The organism is Deltaproteobacteria bacterium (genome assembly GCA_020848905.1).
In the GTDB taxonomy this organism is placed as follows: domain Bacteria; phylum Myxococcota_A; class Polyangia.
Genome location: JADLHG010000042.1, coordinates 1 through 13,686, shown reverse-complemented (window position 1 = coordinate 13,686; position 13,686 = coordinate 1). Strand labels below are relative to the sequence as shown.

At 68.5% G+C, this 13,686-nt stretch carries 10 protein-coding genes; 8 read left to right on the top strand and 2 right to left on the bottom strand.

Translation table 11 applies throughout. The annotated features are described in order from the left end of the window. The first annotated feature begins 152 nt into the window (after nt 1-152). The 6 genes from IT371_17205 to IT371_17180 all read left to right on the top strand — a co-directional run bounded on the left by IT371_17205 (nt 153) and on the right by IT371_17180 (nt 8,781). Entirely contained in the window at nt 153-2,345 is a 2,193-nt protein-coding gene (locus IT371_17205; protein MCC6749405.1) for an agmatine deiminase family protein, read from the top strand. Next, a complete protein-coding gene (locus IT371_17200) occupies nt 2,342-3,358 on the top strand; it encodes a PhoH family protein (protein ID MCC6749404.1) in 1,017 nt (338 codons plus the stop codon). The genes IT371_17205 and IT371_17200 overlap by 4 nt, the downstream gene beginning before the upstream one ends. Before the next feature lie 46 nt (nt 3,359-3,404). After that, a complete protein-coding gene (locus tag IT371_17195) occupies nt 3,405-5,351 on the top strand; it encodes a GAF domain-containing protein (protein ID MCC6749403.1) in 1,947 nt (648 codons plus the stop codon). Nucleotides 5,352-5,445: 94 nt separating this feature from the next. Further along, the gene (locus tag IT371_17190) at nt 5,446-8,064 is read left to right on the top strand and encodes an HDIG domain-containing protein (GenBank protein MCC6749402.1); all 2,619 of its coding nucleotides are present in this window, start codon (nt 5,446-5,448) and stop codon (nt 8,062-8,064) included. Further along, a complete protein-coding gene (gene ybeY, locus IT371_17185; protein MCC6749401.1) occupies nt 7,973-8,419 on the top strand; it encodes an rRNA maturation RNase YbeY in 447 nt (148 codons plus the stop codon). The genes IT371_17190 and ybeY overlap by 92 nt, the downstream gene beginning before the upstream one ends. A gap of 41 nt (nt 8,420-8,460) precedes the next feature. Then, a complete protein-coding gene (locus tag IT371_17180; GenBank protein MCC6749400.1) occupies nt 8,461-8,781 on the top strand; it encodes a hypothetical protein in 321 nt (106 codons plus the stop codon). A gap of 89 nt (nt 8,782-8,870) precedes the next feature. Here the strand turns inward: IT371_17180 and IT371_17175 are convergent, their stop codons facing one another. After that, nucleotides 8,871-9,545: a hypothetical protein gene (locus IT371_17175; protein MCC6749399.1), complete on the bottom strand. Its 675-nt coding sequence runs from the start codon at nt 9,543-9,545 to the stop codon at nt 8,871-8,873. A 208-nt stretch (nt 9,546-9,753) separates the two neighbouring features. On the opposite strand from IT371_17175, the gene lepA reads away from it, so the two are divergent. After that, a complete protein-coding gene (lepA, locus tag IT371_17170) occupies nt 9,754-11,559 on the top strand; it encodes an elongation factor 4 (GenBank protein ID MCC6749398.1) in 1,806 nt (601 codons plus the stop codon). Nucleotides 11,560-11,741: 182 nt separating this feature from the next. Continuing rightward, nucleotides 11,742-12,548: a signal peptidase I gene (lepB, locus tag IT371_17165; protein MCC6749397.1), complete on the top strand. Its 807-nt coding sequence runs from the start codon at nt 11,742-11,744 to the stop codon at nt 12,546-12,548. Between the two features lie 41 nt (nt 12,549-12,589). Here the strand turns inward: lepB and IT371_17160 are convergent, their stop codons facing one another. Next, nucleotides 12,590-13,477 (bottom strand): hypothetical protein, encoded by an 888-nt coding sequence (locus tag IT371_17160; protein MCC6749396.1) that lies wholly within the window; start codon nt 13,475-13,477, stop codon nt 12,590-12,592. Between the last annotated feature and the right edge of the window lie 209 nt (nt 13,478-13,686).

Below are 13,686 nucleotides of genomic sequence, written 5' to 3'. Positions count from 1 at the left end.
TTCCGCGGTGTCGCGCCCCGCCGCGTCGAAGGCTCCGCGCGGGCCGCGATCCGGCGCTTGCCGGCCGGAAACCTTCTGCTACATTGCCTCCCCTCGACCGTCAAGGGGCGCCCCAGCCCCGCGAGCCCTGGAGCATGCACGGAGGAGCTTGCATGAAGACGCGACGCCAGCGACACCTTTGGGTCGCTCCGGCCCTCGTCGCGAGCGTGGCCGTCGGCGCTTGCAGCTCCCGAAACGACACCTCCCGCGCCCCGCGCTCGCGCGCCGCGGCAGGCGAACCGCTCCGCGCCGTATCCCCGGCCGACGAGGGGGCCCGACGACTCCCTCGCGGCGCCGAGCTCCTTCGAACCTCCGGAAGACGCCCAGTGCTCCCCAAGTGGAAGACCGCCGCGGAGCGCACCGTCGAACGGCTCTTCCAGGCCGCCTCCGGCAAGGGGCTCGCGCACATCGATCAGTTCGACGACTACCGGCGCAACAACCTGGCTCGCTTCTACGTGACGAATGCGCCGGCGACCCCGGGCGTGCGCGCCCCGGCCGAGCACGACCCCAGTCAGGCCTACCTCCTCCAGTGGCAGACCGGCCTCGGACCCTCCCGCGACGCGATCTACCGGGAGATGGTCAAGGGGGCGTGGGGCGTCGTGCCCGTGATCCTGGTGCACGAAGACGCGGCCCACAAGGCCCGGCTCGAGCAGGAGCTCGTGGCGGCGGGCCTGAATCCCGCCGACGCGACGCGCGTGGGGTGGTTCCAGCACGCGATGAGCAGCATCTGGGTCCGCGACTCGGGGCCGCTCGCCATCGTCGGCGACGCCGCCGCCCCCAAGGTCTCGTTCGTGGACTTCCGATACTTCCACACGCGCGTTCTGGACGACGTCGTGCCGACCGACCTCGCCGCCGCCTGGGGGGTGAACGTCTTTCGCCCCGACCTCGACTTCGAACCGGGGAACTTCATGACCACGAGCGACGGCCTTTGCGCGGCGAGCAAAGGGGTGCTCTGGTTCAATCTCCAGTTCACGCAGAGCGCCGTGGAGCAGGTCTTCAAGGACTACCTCGGGTGCAAGAAGACGCTCTTTCCGACCCCCCTCAAGGGGGAGGGAACGACGCACATCGACATGTTCGCCAAGTTCGGCCCGGACGCCAGCGTGCTCGTCGGGGAGTACGCCTCCTCGCAGGACGCCGGGAACAAGGCCATCCTGGATGCGAACGCCGCCCTCTTCGCCGCCGCGACGACGGGGACGGGCCTACCCGTCAAGGTGACGCGCATCCCGATGCCCGACAACAACGGGGGCTTCGCCGGCAAGATCTGGCGCACCTACACCAACTCGATCGCCCTCGCGAGCCCGGACGGCAGCAAGAAGGTGCTCCTCATTCCGGTCTATTCCGACGAGGCCAGCCGTGAGGCTACCGCCCTGGCGGCCTACTCCGCTGCGTTTCCCGGCTGGACCCAGACCAAGATCGACAGCAAGGAGATCATCGGCTGGGGTGGGGCGATGCACTGCATCGCGATGCAGCTCCCCGTCGGCCAGCGGGCCAAGCTCGAGGCCGACGCCCAGGAGCGCTGCTCGCCGAAGAGCGTCCGCTGCGCCCGGGCCTCGTGCGGCAACATCCGCGCCTCCGGCTGCTGCGAGGGGGACCTCCTCAAGTACTGCAGCAGCCAGGGCAAGCTCGAGGCCCTGGACTGCAGCGGCGAGCCCCAGTGCGGCTGGGACGGGCAGAACGGCTGGTACGACTGCGCCCAGCAGGCCACCTCCGATCCCTCGGGGAAGAACCCACGCACCTGCGGCGTGCTCACCGACGGGGCTGTCCCCGACGGCGGCGGGCACGACGCGGGCACCTCGACCGGCAACTGCGGCCGCGTCTCCTACGAAGGCTGCTGCGACGGGGAGCGGTTGCGCTTCTGCGAGAACAACCTGCTGCAGACCATGGACTGCGCGGGCAACCCGAAATGCGGCTGGGATCCCACCAACGGGGCGTACGATTGCGGCACGGACGGCGGCGTCGATCCGAGAGGCGTGAGCCCCAAGTCGTGCGTGGGGCTGCTCCCCGACGCCGGACCGTCGACGCGCGATGCGAGCGGCGCGCCCGAGGGTGGAACGCGTGCCGACGCGGCAAGTGCTGACGGCACGGCGCCGGCCGGAGACGCACGGGCTTCCGCGGATCTGTCGACTCCCTCCGCGGACGCCGGCGGGGTCCGCGTCGATGCAGGGAAGGAGAGAGCGGGACAGGGCTGCAGCTGCGACGTCGCCGCTCCCCCCTCGGCGACAGGCGCATTTTCGCTTCTCGGCTTGCTGGTCCTCGGGCGCTGTCGCCGTGGGCGGCGAGCGCCACGAAGGAGTCCTGACCGGTGAGCGAACCCACGTCCCCCGCCGACCCGCAAGACGCCCTTGCGGCGCGCGACCAGATCGCCTTCGACGACAACGCGGCGCTGCTCGAGCTCTCGGGCGCGAACGGAGAGCACCTGAAGGCCCTCGAACGAGAGCTGGCCGTTCAGATCCACGTGCGCGGCAACGAGTTGACGGTGGTCGGCGCACCGGAGGCCGTCGAGCAGACGAGCTCCCTGCTCGGACAGCTCTACGCGCTGGCGAAGAAGGGGCGCGCGCTCGGCCGCGAACAGCTCCTGCAAGCCGTCCGGGTGCTCAAGGCGGACGGGCGCGTCAACGTGAAGGCCATCTTCACGGACACGGTCCTCGCCACCTCCATGGCCAACGTCCTGCCGAAGAGCCTGGCGCAAAAGGAATACGTGGACGCGATGCGCAGCCACGACATCGTCTTCGGCATCGGTCCCGCGGGGACCGGCAAGACCTACCTCGCCATGGCGATGGCCGTCGGGGCCCTTCAGCGACGCGCGGTGAAGCGGATCATTCTCACCCGGCCCGCGGTGGAGGCCGGCGAGAAGCTCGGGTTCCTCCCCGGCGACCTGGCCGAGAAGGTGAACCCCTACCTGCGGCCGCTCTACGACGCCCTCCACGACATGATGGAGCTGGACCGGGCGGAGCAGCTCATTGCCCGCGGGCAGATCGAGGTGGCGCCGCTGGCTTTCATGCGCGGACGCACCCTGAACGGCTCCTTCGTGGTGCTGGACGAGGCGCAGAACACCACCGGGGATCAGATGCTCATGTTCTTGACGCGCCTCGGCTTCGACTCGAAGGCCGTCGTTACCGGGGACGTGACGCAGGTCGATCTGCCGCCCGGCGCCCAGAGCGGCCTCTCCGAGGCGCAGCGCCTACTCGCGGGGGTCGAGGGGATTGCGTTCTGTCGCTTCACCGAGCGGGACGTGGTTCGACATCCCCTGGTGCAGAAGATCATCAAGGCCTACGAGGGACGCGGCCGCGCCGGCTCGGACGAGCCCACGCGTCTGTAGACCGCCCCCGAACAGGCGTACAATCGGGCGAGGACGCGAGAGGCGCATGGGCATCCACTCGATCATGGACATCGCCGGGGCGCTGAACGACGACCCGCGCTTCGTCGCGTACGAGGTGCTGCGCGCCGACGGCGAGCTCGTCGAGGTCCGGTGCGACACGGGCACCGCCCTTCTCGTGGCGCCCACGCTGTGGCGAGACCCCCAGCGGGTCACCGCCGAGCTCGGCCGGAACAGCCGCTGCCCGCCGCTCCTCGTCTGCCTGGGAGGGGAAGGGGAGATGGACGACCTGCAGGCCCTGCGACAGCGCGCGGTCCTCGCCTGCCTTCCGCTCCCCACGACGGCGCACGCTCTCGAGGCCTCGCTGACCAATTCCATGGCCCTCCTCGCGATGCAGGCCCGCGCGGTGGAGCGGGACCGCGTGACGGAGCGGTACCGCTACGAGGTGGAGGAACTCATCTCGATCGCCGCGTCGCTCAGCTCCGAGCGCGACATCCACCGACTTCTGGCCCTCATCCTCGAGAAGAGCCGCTACATCTCGGGGGCCGACGCGGGGAGCGTCTACATCCTGGTTCCGCACCCCGACCGCCCCGACGACCAGCTCCTCCGCTTTGCGGTGGCGCAGAACGACTCCGTGGAGGTGGACTTCGAGTCCTTCACCCTGGAGATCTCGAGCCGCTCGATCGTGGGGGCTGCGGTGGTCGCGCGCCGCGTGATCCACATCCCGGACCTCGGCGCCCTGGCCCGAGACAATCCACTGGGACTCGAGCATAACCGGAGCTTCGACGACCGAACGGGGTATCACACGCGCTCGGTCCTCACGGTCCCGATGATCAACCACCAGGATGCGGTCATCGGGGTGATCCAACTCATCAACAAGAAGCGCGAGCCGGCGAGCCGCCTACGCACCGTCGAGGACTTCGAGAGGCAGGTGATCCCCTTCGACGAGCGCTCCATCGAGCTCGGCAAGACGCTGGCCTACCAGGCCGCCATCGCCCTCGACAACGCGCTCCTCTACAACGAGCTGCGGGAGGTCTTCGAAGGCTTCGTGGAAGCCTCGGTGCTGGCCATCGAAGCGCGAGATCCACCGACGAGCGGTCACTCGCGGCGCGTGGCGAACCTGACCGTCGGCCTGGCCGAGGCGGTGGACCGCGTGACCCTCGGGCCCCTCGCGGAGCTCTCGTTCAGCCCCGACAACCTGAAGGAGCTCGAGTACGCCGCCCTGATGCATGACTTCGGCAAGGTGGGGGTCCCCGAGCAGGTGCTGGTCAAGGCGCACAAGCTTTACGAGTGGAATCTCGAGCAAATTCGGCTACGTTTCGACTACGTGCGGGAGTGGCTCAAGAGCGAGAGCCTTCGGCGCCGCCTGGAGCTGTCGCTGCAGGGGACGGGGCGCCTCGGGGAACAGCTCGAGGCCCAGGAAGCCTTATTGCAGAAGCAACATGGATACTTGGAGCACTGCTGGGAGATCATCGCAGGCTCCAACCGCCCCACGGTGCTCCCCGCGGAGAGCGCGGCGTTGCTCGACGAGATTGCGCAACAGACGTACCTGGACCCGAAGGGCGTAGTTCGGCCATACTTGACCGGCGAAGAGCTCCGCTGCCTCCGGATACGGCGCGGGAGTCTGAGCGAGGATGAGCGGGCCCAGATTGAGTCGCATGTGGTCCACAGCTACAACTTCCTGTGCACGATCCCGTGGGGTCGCGGCTTCCGGCAGGTGCCCCAGATCGCGCGGGACCACCACGAGAAGCTCGACGGGACGGGGTATCCGCGGCGGAAGTGCGGGGACCAGATTCCCGTGCAGGCCCGCATGATGACGATCGCCGACATCTACGATGCGCTTACGGCGGCCGATCGCCCTTACAAACCCGCCCTCGAGCCGGAGACAGCGCTGGCCATCCTGGGAGACGAGGTGAGGCAGGGGAAACTGGATGCAGCCCTGTTCTCGGTCTTCGTGGAGGCCCACGTCTACCGGAAGGTCCTTAAGACTACGTAATTCACCACAGTAGGGGAGCGGGTGGCGGCGTGCGACGCTGTCTCGGGTCGTCTGAAACGACCCAGAGGGGCTATCAGGCCCCTGGAGAGCACCGATGGCCTCAGGCCAACCGGAAGCGAACAAGCTGAGGGTCAGGGCAGATCCGGGGCGCCTCATGGGGTGGCTGGACGCCGCGTTGCGCCGGCGTCCCGTCCAGGTCGTGGTCGTCGGGCTCGTGGTGGTCGGGATCGTCCTGCTCCTGGCGCCCCTCTCGAACGAGCCGCCCTCGGTGGGACACAAGCTCTCGGTCGGGGCCCGCGCGGAGACGAACCTCAAGGCCACGCGCGACTTCGACTACTACCCGAGCGCCGCGCAGCTCGAACGGAAGCGCGCGGAGGCGGCGGCTCGGGTCCTGACCGTCTTCGACCACGAAGCGGACATGGGGGCGATCCTTCTGTCGCGCATCAACCGGGCCTTCGAGGCGGTGACCGCTGCCGAGGGAACCGACGCCGGTTCGACCGCAGACCCAGCCCGCGAAGGAACGAGCGAGGGGCGCAGAGCCGCCGGTCCGGCCGGACGAACGGCCCGCCTCGACGACGAACGCGACGTCGCGAAGCGCTTCGCCGCCGCGCTGCACACGAGCGTCTCCCCCGAGACTTACGAGCTCCTGCGCCGCTCCAACTTCTCGGCCGAGGTTCGGGCCACCCTGGTGGTGCTGGCCAGCACGGCCATGGACCAGCTCGTGGTGGCGAATCGCGGCGTACTGGCCCCGTTTCAGCCGCCGGTCGTCATTCGCCACCTCGTAGGCGGGCGCAGCAGTAGCCGCGGCGAGGAGCGCCTCGCCACATTCAACCGGCTGCGCGACCTCCAGCAACTGCGCGAGCAGGTCCGGCAGCAGGCGAACATCCATGGGGCCAAGCTCTCGCCCCCCGTGCGTCGAGCCGTCGTCGCGCTCGTCGAGAGCCTGCTCGTGCCGAACCTGACGCCGAACCCCGAAGAGACGAGTCACCGCCGCGAAGAGGCGCGCGAGGGCGTCACGGCGCGAGCCGTCAGCTTCGTCAAGGGGCAGATCATCGTGCGCGACGGGGATCCGCTCTCCGCCGAGCACCTGCGCATCATCGGGGTCATGGAGTCGGCTTATCGCGGCGTGAGCCGGATGCACCTCACGCTGGTCGCGCTCGGACTCCTGGTGCTGGTCCTCCTGCTGGTCGTCCTGCGCTTCACCGTGCGGCAGATGCGGCGCTTCCTCTGGCAACCGCGGGACCTGCTGGCCATGGGAGTCCTGCTGGTGACCTTCCTGGGGCTCGCCCGAGCCGCCATGATCCTCGGCGCCCAGCCCGGCGCCGGCGACTTCCAGCTCTTCCCCTACCTCGTCCCGCTGGCTGCGGCCCCGATGCTGGTGCGGCTGCTCGTGGGCGCCGAGGCGGCGGCCCTCTTCACCGTCGTCCTGGCCACTCTCGCGGGGCTGCTGCTGGAACGGAGCCTGGGCCTCACCGTCTATTACCTGGTGACGGGCCTCATCGGCGCCGGCACGGTGGCGCGCATCCAGTCCCGTAGCGCGCTCCTACGCGCAGGGCTCGCCTCGGGCCTCGTGGGCGCCGTGATGGCCCTCGCGCTGGCCCTGGCCGGGGCCCAGCCGGCCGCGGCGCAGGTGGCTTATGCGATGCTACTCGCCGTCGGAGGGGGGCTCTTCGCCGGCTTCGCGGCGCTGGCGCTCCTGCCGGCTCTCGAATGGCTCTTCGGCTACATCACCGATGTCACGCTCCTCGAGCTCGCCAACCTGAACCACCCGCTCCTGCGCGAGCTGATGCTGCGCGCGCCGGGGACGTACCACCACAGCATGGTGGTGGGGAGCCTCTCCGAGGCCGCCTGCGAGGCGATCGGTGCGAACGGGCTGCTGGCGCGCGTGGCGTGCAACTACCACGACGTGGGCAAGATGAAGAGCGCCGCCTACTTCGGGGAGAACTTCAAGAACCCGGCCGACAGCCCGCATCAGCGGCTCAAGCCCTCCATGAGCGCGCTCATCATCCGCAACCACGTGCGCGACACGATCGAGATGCTGCGCGAACACCGCGTGCCCGAGATCGTCATCAGCACGGCGGTGCAGCACCACGGCACCACCCTCATCGAGTACTTCCACCGCAAGGCGCAGGAACAGAAGGAAACCGACGAGGAGATCCAGGAAGAGGACTACCGCTATCCGGGACCGAAGCCGCAGAGCCGGGAAGCCGGGGTGATCATGCTGGCCGATGCGGTGGAAGCTGCGGCCCGCAGCCTCGCCGAACCGACCGAGGATCGCCTGCGGGGTGTCGTGCAGCGGGTCACGAACACCAAGTTCACCGACGGGCAGCTCGACCACTGCGACCTGACGCTGCGCGACCTGCACACCATCGCGAAGAGCTTTCTCCAGGTATTGCGGGGCATCTATCACCAGCGTCCCACCTATCCCTGGCAGAGGGAGAAGGCCGACGACGCGCACCATCGGCGGGGCGAGGAGACCAAGCGCGTGAGCGGCACGCTGCCGGCGCAGTCTCGGGACAAGAAGGACAAGGCCCCCGCGGGGGCGGGAACGGCGGCCAAGAGCGAACGGGCGGAACGCGGTGAAACGAAGAACGACGCGCAGGAAGGTGAGCCTCCGGGTGGTGGGGGAGGCTCGGAAACTACTGAGTCCGACGGATCGTACGACGATCAAGCGCCGGGCAGCGCAGATATTCGCCGCCTCGGGATCAACTAGCGGCGAGTGGTCCATCCTTCTTGCGGACGACGCGTTCGTGCGCGCCCTGAACGCCCGTTACCGGGGTAGGGATTGCACGACCGACGTGCTCTCGTTCCCTCTCGCGACGTCCTCCGAGGGGCACGCGGACGACGAAGGAGAGCCGCAGCTCGGGGACGTGATCGTCTCGGTCCCACAGACCCTGCGACAGGCCCGGCCCGGAGATGCCGGGGGGGAACTCCTTCGGCTGCTGGTGCACGGGTTCTGTCACCTGCGCGGGCTCGACCACGAGGCCGGGAAGGCCGAGGCCCGCCGGATGTGGCTCGAGGAGGCGCGCCTCTGCGAGGCGATCGGAGTGAAGCCGCGACCCCAGTGACGCCTGACGCGGACGCGTGGATGGACAAAGGAGGAGGGAGGATGCGATCGAAAGGGATGCTTCGAACGCTCGCGCTGGGGCTGGGAGCGCTGCTGGCCGGCTGCGCGGCGCAACAGGGGAAGTTCCAGACGCTCAACCGACCGGACCAGCTGCGCTTCGCTGCCTGCCGCCACGACGTCTCCCGTCGCATCTGTCCCGACGACCCCGACTGCGACGTGAAGGCGGCCGAGCTCTACGCCGCCGAGCCGTCGCAGGCCCGCATGCAATGGCTCCTCGACTACGGCTGTCCGCGGGACAAGATCCTGCACGTGAACCGCTCCGTGCGGGAGCAAGAGAGGGGTTCCATCGGCATGCCTCCGTAGGGCGCGCGTCCCGCGAGGCTCGCGTTGCGTTCGGTAGCGTGAGGGGGGCGAGGCGCCAGGCGGGGAGTCGGTCGGGCAGAGCGGAGCGGCTACTCGCTCTTGGCGGGGGGCTGCTCGGCCCCCTCCTTCGTCTCGGGCTTCGCCTCGGCGGCGGCCGGAGCCGCGGGGGCCGGCGCGCGGTCCCAGACATCCACTTTGCCGTCACCGTCCTTGTCATAGCCGATGCGGTCCAGATTCCCGCCCTCGTAGTACTCCCAGTAGTCCACCTTCCCGTCGTGGTTGCTGTCGCGATCCACTCGGGCGAGCGCTTCCTCTTCGAAGTGCTTCCAGATGTCCGGCTTGCCGTCGTAGTTGGTGTCCATCTCCTGCCGCACGATCTTTCCGCCGCGGCGAATGGTCACCATGTCCACCTTCCCGTCGAAGTCGAGGTCCATCTCCTCCATGGTCAGGTTGCCGCGCTCGTCGAAGTACTTCCAGAGGTCCCGCCGGCCGTCGAAGTTCAGGTCGACCGCCTTGCACGTCAGGACGTCCACCTTCGAACCCCCTTCGCTGTGCGAGCTGTAGAGGTTCCAGACGTCCGCCTTGTCGTCCCGGTTCAGGTCCAGCTTGACCTCTCGCTTGCCCGTCGGGTCGCAGCGGGACTTATCCTCGCCGGCCACGTCGGGGCCCGTAGGCCCGGTCCGAGGCCCCGCGGTCTGCTGCCCGTTGCATCCCACAAACAGACTGAACCCCAGCAGCGCAACAACCGTTCTTCCAGCTCGCATGGCTTCTCTCCTCCGACCGGTCGGGCAGACGAAGTCGACAGCAGACCGCGTGAACACCACACGCTACTCGATGCCCCCTCGCAATGCAAGTCCCCGGATTGACAACGCGTGCAGCCGCATCTATGGTATGCGCGCGATCGACAACGGGCGCCGCTTCCCGCCGCCCCGTACGCCCTGAGGACCTACGTCGTTTCGTCCGTCACGCCCCATGCCAGCCCCCGAGCTCATCCGCAACTTCTCGATCATCGCCCACATCGACCACGGCAAGAGCACGCTTGCCGACCGCCTGCTCGACGCCTGCGGCGCGTTGTCCGAGCGGGAGCGCATGGACCAGTACCTGGACAAGATGGACCTCGAGCGCGAGCGCGGGATCACCATCAAGGCCCAGACGGTCCGCCTCAGCTACAAGGCTAGCGACGGCAACACCTACCAGCTCAACCTGATCGACACTCCCGGCCACGTGGACTTCCAGTACGAGGTCTCGCGCAGCCTTGCGGCGTGCGAGGGGGCCCTCCTCGTGGTGGACGCCACGCAGGGGGTGCAGGCCCAGACCGTGGCTAACGTGTACCTGGCGATCGACAACGACCTGGAGGTCGTCCCGGTGCTCAACAAGCTGGACCTGGCCAGCGCGGACCCCGAGGCGGCCAAGGAGCAGATCCAGGAGATCATCGGCCTCGACGCGAGCCACGCCGTAGCGATCAGCGCCAAGGAGGGGAAGGGGATCCGGGACGTGCTCGAGGCCATCGTGGCCCGCATGCCCCCCCCCGACGCCGATCGGAGCGCCCCGCTCGCCGCCCTCATCTTCGATAGCTGGTACGACGCCTTCCGCGGGGTCGTGACCCTCGTCCGGGTCACGTCGGGAGTGATTCGCCCCGGCGAGAAGATCCGCCTCTGGTCCACGGGGAAGATCTTCGACGTCCAGGAGCTCGGGATCTTCACGCCGCACTACCGGAAGGTGGACGCGCTCGAGGCGGGGGAGGTGGGGATCATCGTCGGCGGGGTCAAAGAGATCGCCGACGCGCGCGTGGGCGACACGGTGACCCACGACGCCAGGCCCTGCGCCGCGCCGCTCCCGGGCTTCAAGGAGATCAAACCCGTCGTCTTCGCCGGGCTCTACCCCACCGACTCCGGAGAGTACCCCGCCCTGCGCGACGCGCTCGGCAAGCTCGCCCTGAACGACGCCTCCTTCACCTACGAGCCGGAGAACTCCGTGGCTCTGGGGTTCGGGTTTCGCTGCGGCTTTCTCGGGCTGCTCCACATGGAGATCGTCCAGGAGCGCCTCGAGCGCGAATACAACCTGGACCTCGTGGTGACGGCTCCGTCGGTGAAGTATCGCTGCTACACCATCGACGGGAAGATGGTCGAGATCGACAACCCCTCCCGCCTGCCGGACGCGGGCCGACTCGACCGAGTCGAGGAGCCGTACATCAAGGCCACGATCCACATCCCACCCGAGCACATCGGCGCGGTTCTGGGTCTCTGCGAGGAGAAGCGCGGCACCCAGATCAGCATGAACTACCCGAGCGCGACGCGCGTGATCGTGCAGTACGAGCTGCCCCTCGCCGAGGTGGTTCACGACTTCCACGATCGCTTGAAGAGCATCAGCCGCGGCTACGCCTCGTACGACTACGAGCTATCGGACTTCAAGCCGAACGACCTGATCCGCCTGGACGTCCTCGTGAACGGAGATCCGCTCGACGCGCTGGCGATCATCTGTCACCGGGACACCTCGTACTACCGGGGCAGGGACCTCTGCCGGAAGCTGAAGGAGCTCATCCCGCAGCAGATGTTCGAGGTGGCGATCCAGGCGGCGGTGGGCTCGCGGGTCATCGCGCGGACCACGGTCAAGGCGCTGCGGAAGAACGTCACCGCCAAGTGCTACGGCGGCGACATCTCCCGCAAGCGGAAGCTCCTCGAGAAACAGAAGGAAGGCAAGAAGCGGATGAAGCAATTCGGCAGGGTCGAGATCCCGCAGGAGGCCTTCCTGGCCGTGCTCAAGCTGGGTGAGGACTAATCGTGGCCTACGAAGCCGCGGGGCGCGACCCGACCGGCAACCCGATCGCACGCTGGAGCCGCCGGCGGCGCGCCGTGCGCGAGGCGCGGCTGCTGGTCAAGGAGACCCGGCGCGTGCTGCGCAAGTACGGGAGCCGCCTGACGCCCGAGGTCTCCGCCGAGGTCGCGCGCGGCGCGGACGAGGTGGACGCTGCCCGGCGAGAGGGTCACTACGGCAAGCTCCGGGCGGGGCTCGACCGCCTCGACGAGCTCCTCGACAAGCACCTCGCCTTCGGCCGCAAGTCCGCGCTGCGGGAGTATGCGGAGAGCATCGGCGTCGCGGTGCTCGTCGCGCTGCTCTTGCGCGCGTTCGTCGTGGAGGCCTTCAAGATCCCGAGCGGCTCGATGATCCCGACCCTGAAGGTCGGCGATCACATCTTCGTCAACAAGTTCACCTACGGCATCCGCATCCCCTGGACGAACCTTCGCTTCTTCACGCGCAAACCCCATCGCGGGGACGTGATCGTCTTCATCTTCCCGCAAGACGAGAGCAAGGACTTCATCAAGCGCATCGTGGCGGTCGGAGGGGACACGATCGCCGTCCGGAACAACCACGTGTACGTGAACGAGAAGCCGATCCAGCGCGTCGGGGTCAAGGCCCCCTGCAGCTACCCGGACTCCGAAGAAGGCTCCGACCACTACGAGGTGCGCCAGTGCGCCGCGTTCGACGAGGAGCAGGACGCCCAGCGCTACCGGGTGATCCAGGACACTGGCGGCTTCCCGTCGGAGATGAAGCCGACCAAGGTCCCCGAGGACCACGTGTTCGTGATGGGCGACAACCGCGACAACAGCCACGACAGCCGCGTATGGGGGTTCGTCCCGGGGAGCCACATCAAGGGGAAGGCGCTCATCATCTGGTGGTCGAGCGGCCAGCCCAACGGCGTGCGCTGGCGGCGCTTCTTCGACCTCGTACACGCCACGCCGTTGCGCGACTCTCCCACCGCCCCCTGAGCTCTCGCCCGCGCGGCTGCCCTTCCCTCGGAGAAGACGCCTTACCGTGCCGCCGGAGCGGACGCGGGCGGCTCGGAGGCCGGCCGCAGCGAGAAGGGCAGGAGCGGCGGTAGCTCGAGCAGCGCGAAGAGGTCGGGCGGCACGAACCCGAGGCCGCTTTCGCGGTGGGCGCGCTCGAAGCGCTCCGCCTGCGTCCGCAACTCCTCGGCCAGGTGAGCCGCCTGAAGGCCCCGCAGCTTGGCGGCGATCTGAGCCTTCATCTCGGGATCCTGGCTGTTCAGGTAGATCTCCTGCAGGTGCCGGATGGCGAGCTCCCGTTGCCCTTGCTCGCTGTAGATCTTGGCTGCCAGCGACGGCAGCCACGGGATATCGGCGCCGATGAGGGCCGCCCGCCGGACCCAGTCGGCCCCCTCGCGTCGCCACGCGGCGCGCTGCTCTTTGGAGCGGGTCCGGAGATCCGACATGTAGTAGGCGCCGAGGTGCATCGCAAAACGATAGTCGCCGGGGTAGAGCGCGTTCGCCCGCTTGAGGAGCGAGATGGCGGCCCAGACGTCCTCGTTGGTCTGGCGCTCGCCGCGGCTCATGAGCATCGACGAGCCGTAGCGGTAGACCTCCTTGAAACGGTCGTCGAGGGCCAGCACGGTGTCCAGGTAGCGCTGCAGGTGCCGGAGGTCGCGGTCGGTCACCAGGTGGTCGGCGAAGTAGGCGATGCTGCGCACCCAGACCAGATCCGCGGCCACCTCGTTGTAGCCGAACGAGAGGGCGCGAAGCAGCCCGGGCGGAGGCAGGTAGTACGCCTCTCCGGCGCGCGAGAGACCACTCAGGCGGCGCGTCAGCAGTTCCTGCTCGGTGAGGCCCAGGAGGGGCACGGCGGTGAGCGCGATGGTGCCCGCCAGGGCGGCTCGAAGCCGAGGTGAGAGGACGTGCATCAGCGGCAAGATATCATGCCGTGGGGGAAGGAGAGGAACGACAGAGGCGGGGGAAAGCGGGGAACAACCCCGAGGTGGAGGCTACTCGATCTCGTTCGAGACGATCGGGCCCTTGGCGTTCACGCCGAACTCGGCGTCCACGCTACCGAGGAGCTGGTAGGTCGAGCGGTCGGCGTCACAGTCCAGGTTACCGATCGCGTTCGCGGTGT

Excerpts from the sequence above, each read along its gene's own strand:
- IT371_17205 (MCC6749405.1), top strand. The coding sequence starts at position 153 with ATGAAGACGCGACGCCAGCGACACCTTTGGGTCGCTCCGGCCCTCGTC.
- IT371_17195 (MCC6749403.1), top strand. The coding sequence starts at position 3,405 with ATGGGCATCCACTCGATCATGGACATCGCCGGGGCGCTGAACGACGAC.
- IT371_17190 (MCC6749402.1), top strand. The coding sequence starts at position 5,446 with ATGGCCTCAGGCCAACCGGAAGCGAACAAGCTGAGGGTCAGGGCAGAT.
- IT371_17180 (MCC6749400.1), top strand. The coding sequence starts at position 8,461 with ATGCGATCGAAAGGGATGCTTCGAACGCTCGCGCTGGGGCTGGGAGCG.
- IT371_17175 (MCC6749399.1), bottom strand. The coding sequence starts at position 9,545 with ATGCGAGCTGGAAGAACGGTTGTTGCGCTGCTGGGGTTCAGTCTGTTT.
- lepA (MCC6749398.1), top strand. The coding sequence starts at position 9,754 with ATGCCAGCCCCCGAGCTCATCCGCAACTTCTCGATCATCGCCCACATC.
- IT371_17160 (MCC6749396.1), bottom strand. The coding sequence starts at position 13,477 with ATGCACGTCCTCTCACCTCGGCTTCGAGCCGCCCTGGCGGGCACCATC.